19 protein-coding genes are annotated in these 17,652 nt (G+C 73.0%); 14 read left to right on the top strand and 5 right to left on the bottom strand.

The window, feature by feature from the left end:
* Entirely contained in the window at window positions 1–237 is a 237-nt protein-coding gene (locus tag ACFWI8_RS26535; RefSeq protein ID WP_387096281.1) for a hypothetical protein, read from the top strand.
* Window positions 238–294: 57 nt separating this feature from the next.
* On the opposite strand, the gene manD is transcribed toward ACFWI8_RS26535, so the two are convergent.
* Window positions 295–1,524: a D-mannonate dehydratase ManD gene (gene manD, locus ACFWI8_RS26530; protein WP_387096278.1), complete on the bottom strand. Its 1,230-nt coding sequence runs from the start codon at window positions 1,522–1,524 to the stop codon at window positions 295–297.
* 14 nt (window positions 1,525–1,538) lie between these two features.
* On the bottom strand, window positions 1,539–3,485 hold the full coding sequence (locus tag ACFWI8_RS26525; RefSeq protein ID WP_387096275.1) for a cellulase family glycosylhydrolase: 1,947 nt from the start codon (window positions 3,483–3,485) through the stop codon (window positions 1,539–1,541).
* 197 nt (window positions 3,486–3,682) lie between these two features.
* Between ACFWI8_RS26525 and ACFWI8_RS26520 the strand changes: the two genes are divergently transcribed.
* From ACFWI8_RS26520 to ACFWI8_RS26500, 5 genes are all read left to right on the top strand, one after another.
* Window positions 3,683–4,753, top strand: coding sequence for a LacI family DNA-binding transcriptional regulator (locus ACFWI8_RS26520; RefSeq protein WP_387096272.1), 1,071 nt, complete (start codon window positions 3,683–3,685; stop codon window positions 4,751–4,753).
* Window positions 4,750–5,409, top strand: coding sequence for an alpha-ketoglutarate-dependent dioxygenase AlkB family protein (locus ACFWI8_RS26515; protein ID WP_387096270.1), 660 nt, complete (start codon window positions 4,750–4,752; stop codon window positions 5,407–5,409). The genes ACFWI8_RS26520 and ACFWI8_RS26515 overlap by 4 nt, the downstream gene beginning before the upstream one ends.
* A 73-nt stretch (window positions 5,410–5,482) precedes the next feature.
* Window positions 5,483–6,019 carry a PadR family transcriptional regulator gene (locus tag ACFWI8_RS26510; protein WP_387096268.1) on the top strand — a complete coding sequence of 179 codons (537 nt, stop codon included), beginning with the start codon at window positions 5,483–5,485 and terminating at the stop codon, window positions 6,017–6,019.
* Complete coding sequence (locus ACFWI8_RS26505) at window positions 6,019–6,711, top strand: ABC transporter ATP-binding protein (RefSeq protein ID WP_387096265.1); 693 nt, start codon at window positions 6,019–6,021, stop codon at window positions 6,709–6,711. Before ACFWI8_RS26510 ends, ACFWI8_RS26505 begins: the two co-directional genes overlap by 1 nt.
* The gene (locus tag ACFWI8_RS26500; protein WP_387096263.1) at window positions 6,708–8,309 is read left to right on the top strand and encodes a hypothetical protein; all 1,602 of its coding nucleotides are present in this window, start codon (window positions 6,708–6,710) and stop codon (window positions 8,307–8,309) included. The genes ACFWI8_RS26505 and ACFWI8_RS26500 overlap by 4 nt, the downstream gene beginning before the upstream one ends.
* A gap of 66 nt (window positions 8,310–8,375) precedes the next feature.
* Here ACFWI8_RS26500 and ACFWI8_RS26495 read toward each other — a convergent pair whose 3' ends face one another.
* Window positions 8,376–9,854, bottom strand: a complete 1,479-nt coding sequence (locus ACFWI8_RS26495; RefSeq protein WP_387096260.1) for an FGGY-family carbohydrate kinase — start codon at window positions 9,852–9,854, stop codon at window positions 8,376–8,378.
* A gap of 192 nt (window positions 9,855–10,046) precedes the next feature.
* Between ACFWI8_RS26495 and ACFWI8_RS26490 the strand changes: the two genes are divergently transcribed.
* Window positions 10,047–10,214, top strand: coding sequence for a hypothetical protein (locus ACFWI8_RS26490; RefSeq protein ID WP_387096257.1), 168 nt, complete (start codon window positions 10,047–10,049; stop codon window positions 10,212–10,214).
* Complete coding sequence (locus ACFWI8_RS26485; protein WP_387096254.1) at window positions 10,211–10,561, top strand: hypothetical protein; 351 nt, start codon at window positions 10,211–10,213, stop codon at window positions 10,559–10,561. The genes ACFWI8_RS26490 and ACFWI8_RS26485 overlap by 4 nt, the downstream gene beginning before the upstream one ends.
* A 189-nt stretch (window positions 10,562–10,750) precedes the next feature.
* On the opposite strand, the gene ACFWI8_RS26480 is transcribed toward ACFWI8_RS26485, so the two are convergent.
* The gene (locus ACFWI8_RS26480; protein WP_387096251.1) at window positions 10,751–11,704 is read right to left on the bottom strand and encodes an MBL fold metallo-hydrolase; all 954 of its coding nucleotides are present in this window, start codon (window positions 11,702–11,704) and stop codon (window positions 10,751–10,753) included.
* A 224-nt stretch (window positions 11,705–11,928) separates the two neighbouring features.
* Here ACFWI8_RS26480 and ACFWI8_RS26475 point away from each other — a divergent pair, with 224 nt between their 5' ends.
* From ACFWI8_RS26475 to ACFWI8_RS26465, 3 genes are read left to right on the top strand one after another with little or no spacing between them, the layout of a single operon-like run.
* The gene (locus tag ACFWI8_RS26475; RefSeq protein WP_387096248.1) at window positions 11,929–12,786 is read left to right on the top strand and encodes a helix-turn-helix domain-containing protein; all 858 of its coding nucleotides are present in this window, start codon (window positions 11,929–11,931) and stop codon (window positions 12,784–12,786) included.
* The gene (locus ACFWI8_RS26470; RefSeq protein ID WP_387096246.1) at window positions 12,762–12,971 is read left to right on the top strand and encodes a DUF397 domain-containing protein; all 210 of its coding nucleotides are present in this window, start codon (window positions 12,762–12,764) and stop codon (window positions 12,969–12,971) included. Before ACFWI8_RS26475 ends, ACFWI8_RS26470 begins: the two co-directional genes overlap by 25 nt.
* Entirely contained in the window at window positions 12,968–13,165 is a 198-nt protein-coding gene (locus ACFWI8_RS26465; RefSeq protein ID WP_387096243.1) for a DUF397 domain-containing protein, read from the top strand. The genes ACFWI8_RS26470 and ACFWI8_RS26465 overlap by 4 nt, the downstream gene beginning before the upstream one ends.
* Here ACFWI8_RS26465 and ACFWI8_RS26460 read toward each other — a convergent pair.
* A complete protein-coding gene (locus tag ACFWI8_RS26460) occupies window positions 13,137–14,666 on the bottom strand; it encodes an IucA/IucC family protein (RefSeq protein WP_387096241.1) in 1,530 nt (509 codons plus the stop codon). The two genes, ACFWI8_RS26465 and ACFWI8_RS26460, sit on opposite strands and share 29 nt — an antisense overlap.
* Before the next feature lie 48 nt (window positions 14,667–14,714).
* Here ACFWI8_RS26460 and ACFWI8_RS26455 point away from each other — a divergent pair, with 48 nt between their 5' ends.
* The 3 genes from ACFWI8_RS26455 to ACFWI8_RS26445 all read left to right on the top strand — a co-directional run bounded on the left by ACFWI8_RS26455 (window position 14,715) and on the right by ACFWI8_RS26445 (window position 16,921).
* Entirely contained in the window at window positions 14,715–16,208 is a 1,494-nt protein-coding gene (locus ACFWI8_RS26455; RefSeq protein ID WP_387096238.1) for an IucA/IucC family protein, read from the top strand.
* 72 nt (window positions 16,209–16,280) lie between these two features.
* Window positions 16,281–16,511: a type II toxin-antitoxin system VapB family antitoxin gene (locus ACFWI8_RS26450; RefSeq protein WP_387096235.1), complete on the top strand. Its 231-nt coding sequence runs from the start codon at window positions 16,281–16,283 to the stop codon at window positions 16,509–16,511.
* Window positions 16,508–16,921 carry a PIN domain nuclease gene (locus tag ACFWI8_RS26445; protein ID WP_387096233.1) on the top strand — a complete coding sequence of 138 codons (414 nt, stop codon included), beginning with the start codon at window positions 16,508–16,510 and terminating at the stop codon, window positions 16,919–16,921. The genes ACFWI8_RS26450 and ACFWI8_RS26445 overlap by 4 nt, the downstream gene beginning before the upstream one ends.
* Window positions 16,922–17,652 lie beyond the last annotated feature (731 nt).

The following is a 17,652-nucleotide window of genomic DNA, read 5'->3' as shown; positions in this document are numbered from 1 at the left end:
GTGATCTACGACATTCGCTACGTCGACGTGGCGAAGCGCCAACGGAACACGCTGCCCCGCGCGGCGAGGACCGCGTACGACGACATGGAGCTGGAGATACGCGACGATCCCTATGACGGGGCGTACAAGGGCCGCGACGGCATCTGGTGGCGCGACTTCGGCTCCGGCGGTCAGATCATGTACCTCGTCTCCGACCCGATCCTCACCATCACCGTGCTGCGCGTCGTGCATCTCTGAGCCGGCCGGTGGGCGGGCCGCCGGCCGGGCTCAGGGGACGGGCTCAGGGGACGGGTCTCACCAGTCGTGGACCGTGCCGTCGGTGAGGCGGTTCACGGGGAGGTAGGCCGGCTGGTACGGGTGGGCGGCCGCGGCCGTGTCGTTGAGGGTGACGCCGAGGCCCGGCGTGTCGGACGGGTGGAGGAGGCCGTTCTCGAAGCGGTAGCTGGTCTCGAAGACCTCCAGCGTCGCGGCGGAGTGCCGCATGTACTCCTGGATGCCGAAGTTGTGGATGGCCAGGTCGAGGTGGAGCGCGGCGGCCTGGCCGACCGGGGAGATGTCGGTGGGGCCGTGCATGCCGGACTTGACGCCGTAGACGGCGGCCAGGTCGAGCAGCTTCTTCATCGCCGTGACGCCGCCGGTGTGGGTGACGGCGGAGCGGACGTAGTCGATCAGGCGCTCGGAGAGCAGCGTGGTGTAGTCGTGGACGTGGTTGAACACCTCGCCGATGGCCAGGGGCGTGGTGGTGTGCTGGCGGATCAGGCGCAGGGCGGTCTGGTCCTCGCCGGGGGTGGCGTCCTCCAGCCAGAACAGGTCGTAGGGCTCCAGGGCCTTGCCCAGCTTGGCGGCCTGGATGGGGGTCATCCGGTGGTGGCCGTCGTGGAGCAGCGGCAGTTCGGGGCCGAACTCGGCGCGGACCGCCTCGAAGACGGTGGGGATGTGGCGCAGGTAGGCGCGGGTGTCCCAGGTCTCCTCGACGGGGACGGCGGTGGGGCGGGCCGGCTCGTAGTCGTAGCGCTCGCCGCCGCCGGCGGCGGAGGCGGCGACGCCGTAGACGGAGTCGAGGCCGGGGATGCCGGTCTGTATCCGGATGGCGCGGTAGCCGGCGTCCAGGTGGGCGCGGATGGAGTCGAAGAGCTCGGGTATGTCGCGTCCTGAGGCGTGGCCGTAGGCCAGGGCGCCGCTGCGGGAGGCGCCGCCGAGGAGTTGGTAGAGCGGCATGCCGGCGGCCTTGGCCTTGATGTCCCACAGCGCCATGTCGACGGCGGCGATGGCGGCCATGGTGACGGGGCCGCGCCGCCAGTAGGCGCCGCGGTAGAGGTACTGCCAGGTGTCCTCGATGCGGCCGGCGTCGCGGCCGATCAGCAGCGGGACGACGTGGTCGCGGAGGTAGGAGTCGACGGACAGTTCGCGCCCGTTGAGGGTGGCGTCGCCGAGCCCGGTGATGCCGTCCTCGGTGGTGATGCGGAGGGTGACGAAGTTGCGTCCTGGGCTGGTGACGATGGTCTCGGCGGAGGTGATCTTCATCGGCTGGTGTCTCCTCAGCGGGCGAGTTCGGCGACGACGACGCCGAAGGGTGGCAGGTCGACGGTGGGCAGCTTCGCACCGTCCAGGTCGAAGAGGGAGCCGGCGGCCAGGGTGGGCGTGAGGGAGAGCGGCTCGTCGTGCTGGCTGACGAACCAGACGAAGGTGCAGCCGTCCTCGTGCGTCATCGTGCCGACCAGCACCCGGGGGTCGTCCACCGTGACGTCGGGGGTGACGCCGGCCTCGGCGGCCAGCGCCGCGTAGAGCCGCCAGGTGGGCTCGGGGTTGACGCGGGGGGTGACGGCGGCCATGTGCTCGATCGGGTAGGTGCACAGGATCATCCGGCCGCTGCCGACGGCGTGCGAGAGCAGGGCGGGGCGGCCGTGCGCGTCGACGGCGATCACCTCGGCGCCGTCCGGCTCGACGGGCAGGTAGGTGCGGGAGTTCTCGGTGCCGGCGACCGTGAAGACCAGCTCCGCGCCGGCCCTGATGGCGCCGAAGTCGCGCCGGAAGACCATCCGCAGCTCGTCGTCCTCGATCGGGTCGGTCAGGCCGTAGCGCAGGGCCTTCCGCACGCCGAAGGTCTCGTCGAGCTTCGGCCACCAGGGGCCGCGCTGGGTGGCGTGCTCGCCGACGAAGTAGGAGGCGTAGACGACCGAACCGGCCGCGGCGCGCTCGGTGAGGAAGCGCCAGCCGGGGGCGGTGAGTTGCTTGGCGGACGGCAGCAGGTAGAGGGCGCAGTCCTCGGGCAGTCCGTCGGCCTCGCGGGCCACGCCGACCGGCAGGTCGGCCTCGCGGGCGGCGACGTACGCCTGCCGGGTGTGGGCGAAGACGCTGGTGGCGTCCTCGGGTTGGGTGAAGGGGTACATCCGCTCCAGGAAGGAGGAGACGACCAGGGCGACGGACGTGTCGGGGCGGTGCAGCCGGGGGAAGTCGACGCGGTCCAGGATCTCCGTGAAGCGCTTGACCTCCCGCAGCTGCTCCTTGGGGCGGCCGAGGTGGTCGGTGAGGCCGAAGTGCATCTCGAACGGGTGGTGGCTGTACGGCTCCTGCTGGTACAGGTCGTCGTAGTCCGTGTTGTTCCACGGGATCCAGCCGGTCGCGCCGGCCAGCAGGGTGTTGTGCAGCACCTGCCGGTAGTAGTGGGCGGCGTTCTCCTCGGAGACGTAGTCGGAGGTGAGGCCGAACTCCTCCATGATCACCGGCTTGTCGTCGATGTCCAGCAGCTCGCAGACGAACGCGGCGCCCAGGTGCTGGCGGACGGCGTCGGTCTCCATCCGGTAGACGTGCGGGCCGTGGAAGTCGATCAGCGGGGCGAGGTCGCGGACCCGGAAGCCGTTGTCGGCGCCGGTGACCTCGACGCCCCAGGCGCCGTCGCCGACCGAGACGGGCTGGGTGGCGCCGGCGGCGCGCAGCGCGTCGATGAGGGTGCGGGCCCAGGCGGTGACGGCGGCGTGGTCGACGGTGCCGATGCCGCGTGACTGCCAGTGGGCGTAGATCGGTATCTCGTTGGTGAGCAGCCAGCCGGCGACGGCCGGGTGGTCCTTCCAGCGGGCGGCGAGCGTGCCGACGTACCACTCCTGCTGGGCGAGGAAGGAGGCGTCGGAGAAGATGTCGCGGCCGGCGCGCCAGGCGGGATCCCAGTTCTGTCCCGACATGTGGCCGACGATGAAGGTCGGGATGGTGGTCATGCCGAGCGCCTGGTGGCGGTCGAGGAAGTCGTCGAAGTGGGCGAGGAGTTCCTCGTCCAGGGTGTTCTCGGCCGGCATGAAGTCGGGCCAGTAGAGGAAGGAGCGGGTGAGGGTGATGCCGTGCTCCCGCATGGTGCGCAGCTCCTCGTCGATGACGGCGGTCCGGTAGTTCCGCCACATCAGGGGACCGCCGGTCCGTGACCAGTAGTTGACCCCGATCCAGACGGCGGGCTCGCCGCCGCCGTCCGTGAGCTTGGCCGCGTTACGCCTCATCGATTGGTTCCGTTCCTTCAGCGGGCCGTGCGATACCCGTCAGGTATATCGTTTTACCAATCCCGCTGTCGACACCTTGACCGAGCCGAGCTACAACGTTTTACTCGTCGGAGTCGGCCTCGGCGACCGCTGCTACCGTGGTGCACTTCGCTTCCGAGCCGGCGGACCGGGCGGAGTCGGATGGAGGGGGATGACGGGTGACGGACCGGACTTCCGGGCGGCGGGCGTCCGCCAAGCCGCCGACGATCGCCGACGTGGCCGCGCTGGCCGGCGTCTCGGTGTCGGCGGTCTCCAAGGTGGTCAACGGCCGCTCCGGGATCTCGGCCCCCACCAGGCAGCGGGTGCTCGAGGCCGCCGGCAAGCTGCGCTGGTCGCCCTCGGTGACGGCGGTGGCGCTGCGCGGCGCCCGCACCCGGGCGATCGGGATGGTCGCCGGGCGCTCCTCCGACCTGCTGGCGACCGACCCGCACTTCTCGGTGTTGATCTCCGGCATCGAGCGCGAGCTGGCGCCGGCGGACTACGGCCTGCTGCTGCACATCGTGGGCGAGGAGCCCGGCGCGGAGGAGCGGGCCTACCGGCGGCTCGCCGAGGAGCGGCGGGTGGACGGCGTCATCCTGACCGAGTCGCGGATCGGCGACCCACGGTTCGAGCTGCTGCGCCAACTGCGGCTGCCCGCCGTGCTGGTGGGCGTGCCCTGGCAGGCCGATCCGGTGGTGTCGGTGCAGGCTGGCGGGCAGGAGGCCGGGGTCAGGGCGGCGGTGCGTCACCTCGTGGAGCTCGGGCACCGCGCGATCGCCTACGTGTCGGGTCCCGAGGACCGGGTGCACACGGTGTTCCGGCGCCGGGTCTTCGAGTCGACGCTCGCCGAACTCGGGCTGCGGCCCGGCCGGCTCTTCATCTCCGACTTCTCCCCGCAGGGCGCGGTGGCGGCCACCGAGGAGTTGCTCGCGGCCCCGGCCGAACGGCGGCCCACCGCCGTGCTGTTCGCCAACGACACGATGGCGGTCGCGGCGATGAACGCGGCCCGCAGGCTCGGCGTCGAGGTGCCGCGCGACCTGTCGGTGATCGGCTATGACGACCTGCCGCTCGGCGAGTGGGTCTACCCGCGGCTGACCACCATCGGCCAGGACCTGTTCCGGGTCGGCCAGGCCGCGGCGGCCGAGATGTTCCGGCTGCTCGACCCGGAGCGGGCGGTCGCCGAACCGCCGTCGCTGCGCCCGCCAGAGCTCGTGGTCCGCGAGTCGACGGGCCCGGCGGCCCGGCCGTGACCGCGCTGTTCCGCACGGAGGTCGCGCCGGGCGCCGTGCACGTCCCCGGCTGGCTCGACCAGGACCAGCAGCGCGATCTGGTGGCGGCCTGCCGGGCGTGGGCGACGGGCCCGGTCCCGATGCGGCACACCAGGCTGCCGCTCGGCGGGGTGATGTCGGTGCGCACGGTCTGCCTGGGCTGGCACTGGCAGCCCTACCGCTACACCCGCACCGCCGACGACGTGAACGGCGCGCGGGTGGTCGACTTCCCGGACTGGCTGGGCGAGTTGGGCCGGAAGGCGGTGGCCGAGGCCTACCAGGACGGGCTGGTGGAAGGGGCCGCCGCGTACGAGCCGGACACCGCGCTGGTCAACTTCTACGACGGCGCGGCGCGGATGGGCATGCACCAGGACAAGGACGAGCGCTCCCGCGCGCCGGTCGTGTCGCTCTCCGTCGGCGACAGCTGCGTCTTCCGGTTCGGCAACCCGGAGAACCGCAACCGGCCGTGGACGGACGTGGAGTTGGCCTCCGGCGACCTGTTCGTCTTCGGCGGGCCCTCGCGCCTGGCCTACCACGGCGTCCCGAAGGTCATGCCCGGCACGGCCGACCCGGCGACCGGGCTGCGCGCCGGCCGGCTCAACATCACCCTGCGGGCGACCGGCCTGACGGACCGGTAGTTCCCCGACGAACAAACCGCCCTGGCACGGGTGCCCCTTGACGCGGCTATTCTCTCAGAGAATAGTGGATGGCATGTCACTGGCCGCCAACGTGCTGCTCGGGCTCCTCACCGCCGGGCCCCAGCACGGCTACGAACTCAAGAAGGCGTACGACGCCCGGCTGCCGCGCGCCAGGCCGCTGGCGTTCGGGCAGGTCTACGGCACGCTCGGCCGGCTGCAGCGGGACGGCCTGGTGGCCGAGGCCGGACGCGACCGCGAAGGCGGCCCGGACCGCACGCTGTTCGAGCTCACCGACGCGGGCCGGGAGTCGCTCGCGACCTGGCTGGGCACCGTCGAGCCCCCGGCCCCCGACGGCGCGAACCCGCTGCTCGCCAAGGTCGTCGTCGCCCTGGTGGCGGAGGGGCACGAGCGCGCCCACGCCTACCTGGTGGCCCAACGGGCCGCCCACACCGCGCGGTTGCGGGAACTGACCGCGGTCAAGACCGACCCCGCGGCGTCCCTCGGCGACGTGATCGCCGCCGACCTCGCCATCGTCCACCTCGACGCCGATCTCCGCTGGTTGCGCACCACGCTCGATCGGGTCGCCGAACTGCACCGGGAGGTGCGCTGATGACGCTCTTACAGGCCCGCGGCATCACGAAGTCCTACGGTCCGACCCCCGCGCTGCGCGGCCTGGACCTGGAGCTCGGCGAGGGCCGGATCCTCGCCGTCACCGGACCGAGCGGCTGCGGCAAGTCCACGCTCCTGCACTGCCTGGCCGGCATCCTGCGCCCGGACGCCGGCGAGGTCCACTACCGCGGCCGTCGCCTCGACACGGCCTCCGAGACGGAGCGTTCCCGGCTGCGGCGCGACGAGTTCGGGGTGCTCTTCCAGTTCGGGCTGCTCGTCGCGGAGTTGACGGCCGCCGAGAACATCGCCCTGCCGCTGCTGCTCGCCGGCCACGGCCGGCGGGAGAGCCGCTCCGTCGCCCTCGACTGGCTGGACCGGTTCGGCGTGCGGGAGTTGGCCGAGACCGTGCCGGGGCAGATGTCTGGCGGCCAGCAGCAGCGGGTGGCCGCGGCCCGGGCGTTGGTCACCGAGCCGAGTGTGCTCTTCGCGGACGAGCCGACCGGTGCCCTGGACCGCCTGGTCGGCGAGCAACTGCTGGGTCTGATCGTCGAGTTGGCCAGGGAGCGCGGCATGAGCGTGGTGCTCGTCACCCATGACGCCACCGTCGCCGGATACGCCGACGACGAGATCGTGCTGCGCGACGGCGTCCTCGACCCGGGCGGCCTCGGCATAGTGGCCGGAGCGATCGGGTGACCGCCCTCGACGCGGGGCAGGTACCCCGCGCCCGAGGCGCTCTGCCCGGCGTCGAGATGCGGGGGTCGACCCTGGCCCGGCTGGCCCTGGCCGGCACCGGCAGCGACCGGCTGCGGGTCGCCCTCACCGCGGCCAGCGCCGCGCTGGCCACCCTCGCGCTGCTGGCCGCCGCCACCGTGGCCGCCATCGAGTCGCCGGACCTCGGCGGCGCCGGCGTCGACGGCCTCTCCCGCCAGTACACCAACGCCCTGCTGCGCGAGCCCGGGCTCCGGCCCGGCGTCGCCGTCGTCCTCCTGTTCCTGACCCTCCCGGTGCTGGCGCTGGCCGGCCAGTGCGCCAGGATCGGCGCCCCCGCCAAGGACCGCCGCCTCGCCGCGATCCGGCTGGCCGGCGGCACGCCCCGGCAGGCCGTCGCGCTCGCCGTCGTCGAGACCGGCGGCGCCGCGCTGCTCGGCGTGCTGGCCGGGGTCGCCGTCCAGCTCGCGGCCCGCCCGCTGCTGCACCGTCCCGACGCGGACGGCCAACTGCCCTTGCCCACCGACGTGTTGCCCTCGCCGGCCGCCTACGCGGCCGTGCTGCTGGGCGTCCCGCTGCTGTCGATGCTCGCCGCGGCCGTGCTGCTGCGGCGGGTCACCGCCACGCCGTTCGGCGTGCGGCGCGCAGCCGCCCGCCGGGCGCCCCGACCGTGGCCCGCGGCGCTGATCGTGCTCGGCGTCGGCGGCCACCTGGCCCAGCTGCCGGCGGTCGTCGAGGGCGGGGGCGCGTCTTCGGTGCCCTTCCTCATGCTGCCCGCCTCGGCGCTGGCGATCCTCGGCGTGGTGCTCTGCGTCGGCTGGCTCTCCGCGACCACCGGCAGGCTGCTGCTCCGCGTCTCCCGGCGGCCGGCGTCGCTGATCGCCGCCCGGGACCTGATGGCCGACCCCTGGCACGGCAGCCGCACCCTCGGCGCGCTGCTGGCGGCGGTGCTCCTCGGCTCGGGCGCCCTCGTGGTGCGCGCCTGGTTCGTCACGACGAACGAGGCGCACGAGGCGGCCAACGCCGCCTACCGGGAGCTCGGCGGCCGGCCCGAAGGTTACCTGTCGTTCGACGAGGACTTCTACGTCAGCAGCGCCGAGTTGTTCGCCCTCGCCACGCTCGTCGCCCTCGCGGTGGCCGCCGGAGGGCTGCTCGTCGCCCTCCTGGAGCGGGTGTTCGCCCGGCGCCGCGCGCACAGCGCGCTGCTGGCCACCGGCGTCCCACGCGGGGTGCTGATCCGCGCCCTCGCCTGGCGGACGCTCGCGCCGGCCGTCCCGGCCGTCGCCCTGGCGGTGCTCGTCGGAGCCCTGCTCGCGCGCGGCTACGCCGGGGACCAGGTCGTCATCGGCGGCATGTCCGAGCTCTGCGGGGGTGCGGCCACATGCCCCGCTCCGGGGGTGGGAGAGGAGGAAGCGGGCATGGCCGAGGTGGTGACACCGGACACGGTGCGGGCGATCGACCTGCCGGTCGTCCCGCTCGCCCTGCTGGGCACGGGCGCGCTGGCCCTGATCGCGATCAACCTCGGCGTCGCCGCCCGCTCCGTGCGCACCAGCGCCACGCCGGGCGAGCTGCGCACCCCGTGAACCGGCCCGGCGCCGGAGTGGAGGGGACTCCGGCGCCGGGCCACGCCTCCGGGGCCGGCCCACCGCTCACGGCTCCAGCCCGGCGTTCGCGGCGAGCGACAGCGCGTGCGCGATGTCGCAGGTCGCCGGGTAGAGCCGCCGGTACAGCTCGTACCGCTCCTCGTACGCCCGGCGGCAGCCGGCGTCGGGGGTGACACGCTCGACCACCGGGTTCCAGGCGTCGATCGCCGGCTCGCCGACCGTGCCGGCGGCCAGGAACGCGGCGCCGTAGCTGGCGCCCAGCGTCACGGCCCTGATCTCCTGCTCCAGGCCTGTCACATCGGACACGATCCGGGTCCACAGGCCGCCCTGGGTGCCGCCGCCCACAGCCACCACGCGCCTGATGTCGGCGCCGGCCGCCCGCATCGCCTCGACGTTGTGGCGCACGCCGAAGGCGGTGGCCTCCAGCGCGGCCCGGTACAGGTCGCCCCGGGTGTGCGAGACGGTGAGGCCGGCGATCACGCCCCGCGCGTCCGGGTCGGCGACGGGCGTCCGTTCGCCGGCGAAGTACGGGAGCATCAGCAGCCCGCGCGCCCCGACGCCCGACGCCTCGGCCTCCGCGAGCAGCGCCGCGTGGTCCGGGGAGCCGAACAACTGCCGCAGCCAGTCGGTGATCACGCCCGAGGTGGCCATGCCGCCGGCCAGGCTGCGGGTCCCCGGCAGGGCGCCCACGGTGCTCCACAGCTCGGGCACCAGCAGCCGTTCGGCGACCGTGTTGATGAGGAACATGGTGCTGCCGTACATCAGCATCAGGTCGCCGGTGTCCGTGGCGCCCACGCTCAACGCCTCGGACCAGGCGTCGACGGTGCCGGCGGTGACCGGGATCCCGGCCGGCAGGCCGGTGGCCGCGGCCGCCCCGGCCGTGACGTGTCCCGCGACCTCCCCGGGCCAGCGCAGCGGCGGCAGTTCGATGCCGGGCGCGACGCGCTCCGCCCAGGGGCCGTACCAGTCCTGGGCGAGCGAGTCGTAGAGCGGCACGGACTGGCTGGCCGAGTGGTGGTCGAGCACATAGGCGCCGGTGAGCCGCCGCACCAGGTAGGAGCTCGGCATGTAGAGCCGCCTGGCCCGCGCGGCGAACTCCGGCTCGTGCTCGGCGACCCACGCGATCTTCGGGCCGACCGCCTGGGTGGACAGCAGCGAACCGCAGCGCTCCAGAACGGCGTCGCGGCCGAGTTCGGCGGCAAGCCGGGCGATCTGCGCGGTGGCCCTGGTGTCGACGCCGTAGAGGATGGCCGGGCGCAGCGGGACGTCGTCGGCGTCGGCCAGCGCCACGCACGGGCCCATGCCGCTGACGCCGACGGCCGTCACCGGCGGCCCCTGGCGCGTCAGTTCGCGGGCGAGGGAGGCGAACTCGTCCCACCACACCGTGGCGTCCATCTCCACGTGCCCCGGCCGTGGCCGGTCGACCTCGTGCGGGCGCGTCGCCGTGGCCAGCACGGCGCCGTCCATGTCGACCAGCACCCCCTTGCTGCTCGACGTGCCGATGTCGACCCCGAGCACCGTCATGGGCGCATCACCTCCGGTCGGGAGGGTAGGCGATCAGGGACGGCGCGCGTCGCCGTGGCCGGTGGGAACGCTCCACAGCCTCCCCGTTTACCCTCCGTACGGCACCGGATCCGGCTGGTTACCACCCTCGGACTCCGTCACGCTGGAGCGAGTCCACATAGACGGAACGTGACTGGACGGAGATCGACGGAGATGACGCACGCCACCCCTCCCCCACCCACCGAGCGCGAGCCGGAGCCGGAACCCTCCGGACAGGAGGCCGAGTCCAGCCCTGTGTTGGCGGAGCTGCGGGCCCGTGTCCGGCGGGTCAACGCGGAGAGCGAGACCAACGTCGAGCTGAAGAGCGGCGGTCGGCGGTGAGCCGCGCGCCGGTCCGGGTGGAGACCGTCGAGATCTACCCGGCCGCAGTCCTGCGCGGCGACGTCGTCCCGGTCGGCAGCCGGCCACTGATCGTCGTGGCGAGGACCCACCTCGACGGCGGCGCCGTGCGCCTGCACTTCGTCTCCGGCGAACGCCTCTCGGTCCACCGGGGCACCACGCTCACCGTGCTCCGCGCCGACCCGCCGGGACTGCGCCCTCGCTCTTTCTGGGACGACGCGGCCCACCACCGGGACGACCGGACGACCTCCCGCGCCGAGATCTGGGCGCCGGTGCTCGCCGGCTGCGCCCTCGTCGTCGCGCTGGCCACGTTCCTGACGCTCGGGTGACCGCGCCGGCCATCCCGCCGCTGGACTGCCTCACCGCACGGCAGCTGATGGCCATCTCCTGCGCCCGCTGCGGCACCCGACTCGGCCCGATCGGGCGGACGTTCGGCGCACCGGTCGCCGACCGTTGGGGCCACGCCTTCCAGCTCTGGGTCTGCGCCCCGGCCTGCCCGGTGCCGGCCGGGACACCGCTCAGACGGTCCGGTGCTGGTGCTGCTCCGGCAGGTGGCTCGCCGGGTGGGCCCACAGCAGCACGTTCTCCGGACACCCCTCCCGGGCGAAGAAGTCCAGGACCTCACGGTCCGTGTAGCGGAGGCTGAAGTGCGTCAGCACGAACAGCGCCTCGGGGTGTGCCTCCACCACAGGACGCAGGCCGCTCCAGACGGCGTGCCCCACCCGCTCCGCGCGCGCCGCCTCCGAGTCGTGGAGGAAGGTGCACTCGGTGATGACCACCGGGTACGAGGCGAGCCACGGGTTCCGCTCGAAGACGCGCACATGGCTGTCGCCGAGATACGCGAACAACGGCCGTGGCTCCTCGCGTTCGACCGCCACTCCTGCCGCGCGCCGCTCCGCGACGATCCGGCCGAACTCGGCACCCCGCCCCTGCTCACCGAGTGACCGGCGCAGCTCGGCGAACTCCGGCAGCAGCGTCTTCCGCCGCTCGGAGACGGCGTAGCCGACGCACGGCACCTTGTGCTCGCACTCCACCACCCGCACGTGGTGCCGCGACGCCCGGCCGAAGACGAACTCGTCGCCCCCGCGCACCCCGTGCAGCCGCTCGGCGGAGACGAGGTCCGGGTCGTAGCCGGGCCCGTGGTTCAACTCGGCCGACGCCCGCAGGTACGCGGCGGCCCAGGGGACCGCCTCGGCCGGGAGGTAGACGTCGGTGCCGGGCTGCGACGCGAGGAAGTCGAGGTCCTTCGCGTGGTCGTGGTGGGTGTGGGTGAGCAGCACCGTCTCGACCCGACGCCCCTCGCACAGCCCGGCGTCCAGGGCGCAGCGCAGCTCGGGGATGCGGAAGAGGGTCTTGTCGTTGGCCCGCGAATAGCCGGTGAGCGTCAGCCGGGCACCGGGTATCCGCCAGGTCTTCCAGTGCCGGAACGGGTGCCCGCGCTCCAACCGGTCGGGATGCGGCGTCGGGATCACGGTCGCGATCGTAGGGACGATCCGCGGGATCCGCAGCCGAGTTGTTCGGTGTCGCCGACCGGTTCCACTTCGCACGGAATTTCGCATTTGGAATATCTTGCCGGATATCTGCGGCCGGTGGCAGGTTGGTGCACCAGCCCAGCGTGACGGCTTGCCAGCGTCCATAGCCAGGGCCAGCTGTTGCCGTATCGCCGGCAACCCACGTGCAACGAAAGGGTGTTCCCATGCCGCAACGGAAGCCGATCTCCGGAAGACCGAGCGTCTCGCCGCGCCGCATGCTGAGGATCGAGGTGGCACGCCTACGGGAGGAAAGCGGCCGATCACTTCGGCAGTTGGCCGAGAAGGTCGGCTACGACCACACGCAACTCGGCCGCGTCGAAAGCGGCAAGAGCCTCGGCGGCCCGGAACTCATCGAGGCGCTGGACACGCTGTACGGGACGACACCGCACCTGTCGATCCTCTGGGAACTGGCGCTGGCGAAAGGCAAGATCCGGGACAAGTACCAGCGGGTTCTTGAGCTGGAAGCCCAGTCCGCCGTCATCGAGCGCTATGTCACCGCGTTGATCCCCGGTCTCTTCCAGACCGAGGCATATGCACGGGCGCTGCTGTTCTCCACTCCTCACGGCCCGGAGGACATCCCGGAATTGGAGGAGCAACTGGATGCCCGGCTCGGTCGACAGGAGTTGCTACGTCGCAAGCCCGCTCCGCAGATTCGAGTGGTCATCGATGAGGCGGCCCTGCGGCGTCCCTTGCACAATCCCATGGAGTGGCGGGAACAGCTCGCGCTTCTCGCGGAGTTGGCCGCAGAGCCGCACGTGATGATCCAGGTGCTGCCTTTCGCGGCGGGCCCACACGACCTCTACGGTGAAGCGCTTGGACTGCTGCGTACGGCCGACGGAGGGACCGTTGCCTGGCTTGAAGGTGCCAAGAGCGGGGAGCTGTTCGAGGTCGCGGAGGATGTCGAGGAGTTGCGACTGTCCTACGATGCGGTCAGGGCCCTGGCCCTAACGCCACGGGATTCCGTGGCGTTCATCGAGCAGTTGATGGAGACCCTGCCATGCGACCCATTGGAGTCGACCTGAGCACCGCTGTCTGGCGTAAGTCCAGCTACAGCGACGGAGGCATGGACAACTGCGTGGAGGTCGCCGACGGATACCCCGGCGTCCTCCCCGTCCGCGACAGCAAGCGCCCCACCGGACCCGCCGTCATCTTCCCCGCGCGCGGCTGGGCCCACTTCATCACCCACGTGCAGGCCGGCCGCCTGTGAACGGCCTCCGCACCGCCGCTTGGCGCAAGTCCAGCTACAGCGACGGAGGTTTGAACAACTGCGTGGAGGTCGCCGACGGATACCCCGGCGTCCTCCCCGTCCGCGACAGCAAGCGCCCCACCGGACCCGCCATCGTCTTCCCCGCGCGCGGCTGGGCCCGCTTCGTCAGCGAGGTCCGGGCCGGTCGGCTCTGACCGCCGGTTCGGGGAGGGTGGCGAGCGGGTTCGGGAACGGGACGTAGCGCGGCTTGGTGGCGTCTGCCTCAAGCCAGCTGGAGAGCAGGTTGGCCTTCCCCGGCACCGTCGGCGCGCTGAGCAGCTCCGCCACCTCGGGGATGTCACTCCGCTCGAACTCCCGCCGCGCGGCCGGCCAGAGAGCCCCGGCCGCGTCCGGGAAGCGGTCGGCCAGTGCGCCCGCGACCTCGGCGAGGTTGTTGACGAGCAGGCAGTACACCAGTCGGCGCCACGCGTCGGCGCGGGACATCTGGGGGATCACCCGGGACCCCTCGGCGTCCCGGAACACCGCCTGGACGGGGGTGCCGGCCGCGTCCACCGCGATCAACGTGTTCTGGAGGTGGCACTCCACCACCACCCCGTGCCGGGCGTAGGCCTCCAACAGGGGTGGCACGACGCAGGCCAGGTAGGCCGACCACCAGGCCAGCGGGTCAGCGATCCGGTCCAGCGGGTTGCCGTCGAAGCCCTCGGCGAGCGCGGCGGCCAGCACGGCCGTCGTGCCGGGAAGCAGGTGCGCGCCGAGGCCGTCGCGGACGAGGACCGGGAACGTCTCGTCGAGTCCGCGCACCGTGCGGTGGCCGCGCTCGGTCAGCCAGGTGACGGGACCGTCCATCTCCCTGAAAGCGGCCGCGACCAGCGGGTCGTTGTGCCTCGCCTGCCGCAACTCGTCCCGCCACAGCCGCCGTACGTCGTTGGTGATCCGCACGTCGAGGCTGAACTTCAGGAACAGGTCCCGGGCAGGCACGTGGACCGTCCGCACCGAGGCCGTGGCCACCGCCTCCCAGGGCGTGACGCCGACGCGCACGAGGCGGCCGTCGGCGAAGGCGTCCCGCACCTCCGGTATGCGGCTGGTGAGTTCGAGCTGCCAGGGGTGGACCGGGAGCAGCCTGTACCCGGGCGGGGCCTCGCCCAGGGCGTCGAGCGCGCTGGCGTCGCCCTCGTCGATCGCCGCGTCCTCGCGCACGCCGAGCAGCGCGAGCGGGAAACGGGCGTACGCCTCGGGCGCGTAGCGCAGCCAGTCGGCGGGTGGTCCGCCGCCGCGTGCCTTGGGCGACGGGTGGAAGGGATGGCCCATGACCAGGGCCTGTTCGGAGCGCAGCCACGGCTCGTCGGGCGGGGTGGCACGGTCGCGGGCGGCCAGCAGGGCTTCGACGACCGTGCGGCTGGCGGCCATCTGGGCGGTCAGCGGCTCGTTGGGGCGGCCGGTGGCGGCGCGCATCTCCTCGGCGACGAGGTCGACGAGGGCGGCGTGGCGCAGCGGTCGCCACGCGCCGCCGGCCCACAGCTCGGGTTCGGAAGGACGGTGGCCGGTGCGGACGCGCAACAGCCGTCCGGTGTACCGCAGTCGGCGCGTGGCGCGCCCCGCGCGCGGCTCGCCCGCCGGGTCGGTGGCCTCTCTGACCAGACAGTTGAGCAACGGCGTCACGGCGAGCTCGTCGGCCGCCACGGCGAAGGTATCCATCGAACGTCAGTATGTGTGTCGGGTGAACGGATGCGGTAGGACGGGTGGGTGTGTCGAACCATCGCGGAGCGAAACCTCGTCGGTGAGCTGGCCGCCGCCCGCCCCGGGGCGGTGGACGCGTACCTGGCCGAACTGCCGGGCGCGCGGGCGGCGGTGCTGGCCCGACTGTGGCGCGGCCTGGTGCACGAGCCGCTGCCCTGGGTTGCCGACCAGACCGCCGACGGGGGCGGCGTCACGCTGCGGCTGGCCGACGGGCGGCGGCTGCACGGGCCGGCGTGCGACCCGTGGGCGACGGGCACCTCGGTCGCCGCCCTGGAGCTGGACGGCACCCGGCACGACCATCCGGCCGAGCTGCTGACGGCGCTCGCCGTGACCAACGGCACCGACTTCGCCACCGAACTCGACCACAGCGTCGCCTCCCTGGCGCTCTCCCGCACCGCGCCGCCACCGTCCCGGCCGCCGGCCGCGCCCTGGGAGTGGGAGCAGTCGTCGCGGGACGGCCACCCCTACCACCCCAACTGCCGCTCGCGGCCCGGCTTCTCGGCCGCCGAGCAGCTGGCGTACGCGCCGGAGCACCGGCCGGTGGTGTCGCTGCGGCTCGCGCCCGTCGCCGACGCCGCCCGGGTACACGGCGCGTGGCCGGCCGAACTGCGGGACGGCGGCGCCGTGTTGATCCCGGTGCACCCGTGGCAGGCGACACACGTGCTGGCCGACCGGACGCTGCGGCTCGGCCCCGAGGCGCATCCGCTGCTGGCGCTGCGGACGCTGGACCTCGGCGACGACCGCCACGTCAAGACGGCGGTCAGCGCCCGGCTGACGTCGGCCGTGCGGGACATCTCCCCGTACTCGATCGAGAACGCCCTGCCCACCTCGGAGTTCGTGGCCGGCATCGCGGAACGGCTCGACGGCCGGCTGCACGTCACGCGCACGCTGGCGGCGGCCGGCGACGGCACGCCCGAACTGGCGGCGATGCTGCGGGAGTCGCCGCACGTCCACGCCGACGCCGGCGCGGGGGAACGGGTCGTGCCGGTGGCCGCGCTGCCGGAGCTGTTCGCCTCGTACGAGCATCCGTTGGACCGGGTCACCGCGTTCGCGCGGCTCGCCATCGGCGTCTGCCTGGACCTGCTCGACCTCGGCCTCTCCCTGGAGGCGCACGGCCAGAACCTGCTCGCCGTCGTGGACGCCGACGGCTGGGCCAGGCGGCTGGTCTACCGGGACCTCGCCGACATCCGCGTCTCCCCGGCCCGGCTCGCCCACCACGGCCTTCCGGCACCGCCGCTGGCCGGCCGGCTGCTGAACGACGACCCGGCGGCGCTGCGCCGGCAGACGCTCGGCGGCCTGGTCACCGGGGCGCTGGCGCCGCTGGCCGGGGACGGGCCAACGCTGGCCACGGTGCTCGCCGCCGCCACGGCCGACCTGCCGGCCGGCGCCGCGAAACGGGCGCTACGGGAGGCGCCGCTGCCGGCGAAGGCACTGACCCTCATGCGGCTGCTGCCGGGCGACGTTCACTGGACGTCGCTGCCGAACCCCCTGCGGAGCTGACCGACCCATCGCGCATATACATTCGATCTTGTATATTGATATAAAGCCCTGCGTATACGCGAAGGAGGCGTTGTGAGCCGAACCGTGGTCGACCTCGACGACGAGGCGCTGGAGGCAGCCGCCAAAGAGCTTGGCACCACCACCAAACGCGACACCATCAACACGGCGCTACGAGAGGTCACCGCCCGCTACCGACGGCTGCGGGCGCTCGCGGAGGCTCGGGAACTGACGGCCGAGGGGGCTCTGGACCTGGACATTCTCCTACACAAGAACAAGTACCGGCCCACAGGAGCGGCTGAGTGAGCGTCGCGGACTACCTCATCGACACGTCCGCCCTCGCCCGCGTTCTCCTTGGCCAGAACGCACCCCAGTGGGACGACAGGATCGGCGCCGGCCTCGTGGCGATCTGTGACATCACGGAACTCGAGGTCCTCTACTCCGCCCGGTCATCCTCAGACCGCGCACGGTTGCGGGCTGCGCTCGACGCCCACTACACCTGGTGCCCCATGCCGGACGGCGTCTACCGGCGCAGCCGCGTCGTCCAGGAGCAGCTGACCGCGAAAGGCGAGCACCGCAGCGCCGGCCCGCTGGATCTCCTCGTGGCTGCGGTCGCGGAGGAAGCGGGGCTCACCCTGCTCCACTACGACCGGGACTTCGAGACCATCGCCCGGACCACGGGACAACCCGTACGGATGATCGACCTCAAGCGGTAACCTCATCCGGCTGCCCGGCGGCGGACGCGCGCACTTCACCTCCGGCGAATGGCTCGCCGAACGCCACGCCACCAGCCTCCGCGTCCTGCGGACCGACCCGCCAGGGCCGCTCGCTCGTTCTGGAGCTTGCCCTCGCCCTGTCGTTCAGGTGACCGCACCGGCCATCCCGCCGCTCGAACGCCCGACGCCGTACCAGCTCATAGCTACCGCCTGTACCCGCTGCGGGGCACGCCTGCCAACTCCGGGTCCGCGTTCCCGCTCACGCGCCCCGGCCTCGGACTTCCGCCCGGACACCGGGTGGACGGGGCACTCCGCGTCGTGCGGGGCCGGGATGCGAGGGGCGGTGGTGCTCAGTCAGGACGACGAGCAGGCACGTGAGTTCGTCCCGCTGGCCGGGGGTGAGAGGGGCGAGGATCTCGCGCTGGGCGTCGGCGAGGAGCGCGGCCCCGGCGATCAGGCGACTGGGGAAGAGACGCCCCCGTTGCTTCTCCTTCATCCCGTGACACAGGTTGAAGCCATCCACGAGGACGGCAGTCCGCCCATGCGCGCTCCCTCGCGCCAGCCGCATCATGCCACGCTGGAGGGGGCTGTTAGGGTGTCGCCATACCCCCTCGAGTGCGCGAGCATCTCGGGTTGACGGCCCCGCAAGGGGCCGTTTTTGTTGTGCCAGTGGTGGGAGGGCGCGGCACCGCACGGCCGCAGGCCCGGCCCACCGGCGGCGGTGCCGCCGG

This window comes from Streptomyces sp. NPDC127098 (assembly GCF_042722465.1).
In the GTDB taxonomy this organism is placed as follows: Bacteria; Actinomycetota; Actinomycetes; order Streptomycetales; family Streptomycetaceae; genus Streptomyces; species Streptomyces millisiae.
This window is presented reverse-complemented; position numbering and strand designations above follow the sequence as displayed.

Coding starts and splice junctions, on each gene's coding strand:
- manD (WP_387096278.1), bottom strand. CDS start 1,524: ATGAAGATCACCTCCGCCGAGACCATCGTCACCAGCCCAGGACGCAAC.
- ACFWI8_RS26525 (WP_387096275.1), bottom strand. CDS start 3,485: ATGAGGCGTAACGCGGCCAAGCTCACGGACGGCGGCGGCGAGCCCGCC.
- ACFWI8_RS26510 (WP_387096268.1), top strand. CDS start 5,483: ATGTCACTGGCCGCCAACGTGCTGCTCGGGCTCCTCACCGCCGGGCCC.
- ACFWI8_RS26505 (WP_387096265.1), top strand. CDS start 6,019: ATGACGCTCTTACAGGCCCGCGGCATCACGAAGTCCTACGGTCCGACC.
- ACFWI8_RS26495 (WP_387096260.1), bottom strand. CDS start 9,854: ATGACGGTGCTCGGGGTCGACATCGGCACGTCGAGCAGCAAGGGGGTG.
- ACFWI8_RS26490 (WP_387096257.1), top strand. CDS start 10,047: ATGACGCACGCCACCCCTCCCCCACCCACCGAGCGCGAGCCGGAGCCG.
- ACFWI8_RS26475 (WP_387096248.1), top strand. CDS start 11,929: ATGCCGCAACGGAAGCCGATCTCCGGAAGACCGAGCGTCTCGCCGCGC.
- ACFWI8_RS26470 (WP_387096246.1), top strand. CDS start 12,762: ATGCGACCCATTGGAGTCGACCTGAGCACCGCTGTCTGGCGTAAGTCC.
- ACFWI8_RS26460 (WP_387096241.1), bottom strand. CDS start 14,666: ATGGATACCTTCGCCGTGGCGGCCGACGAGCTCGCCGTGACGCCGTTG.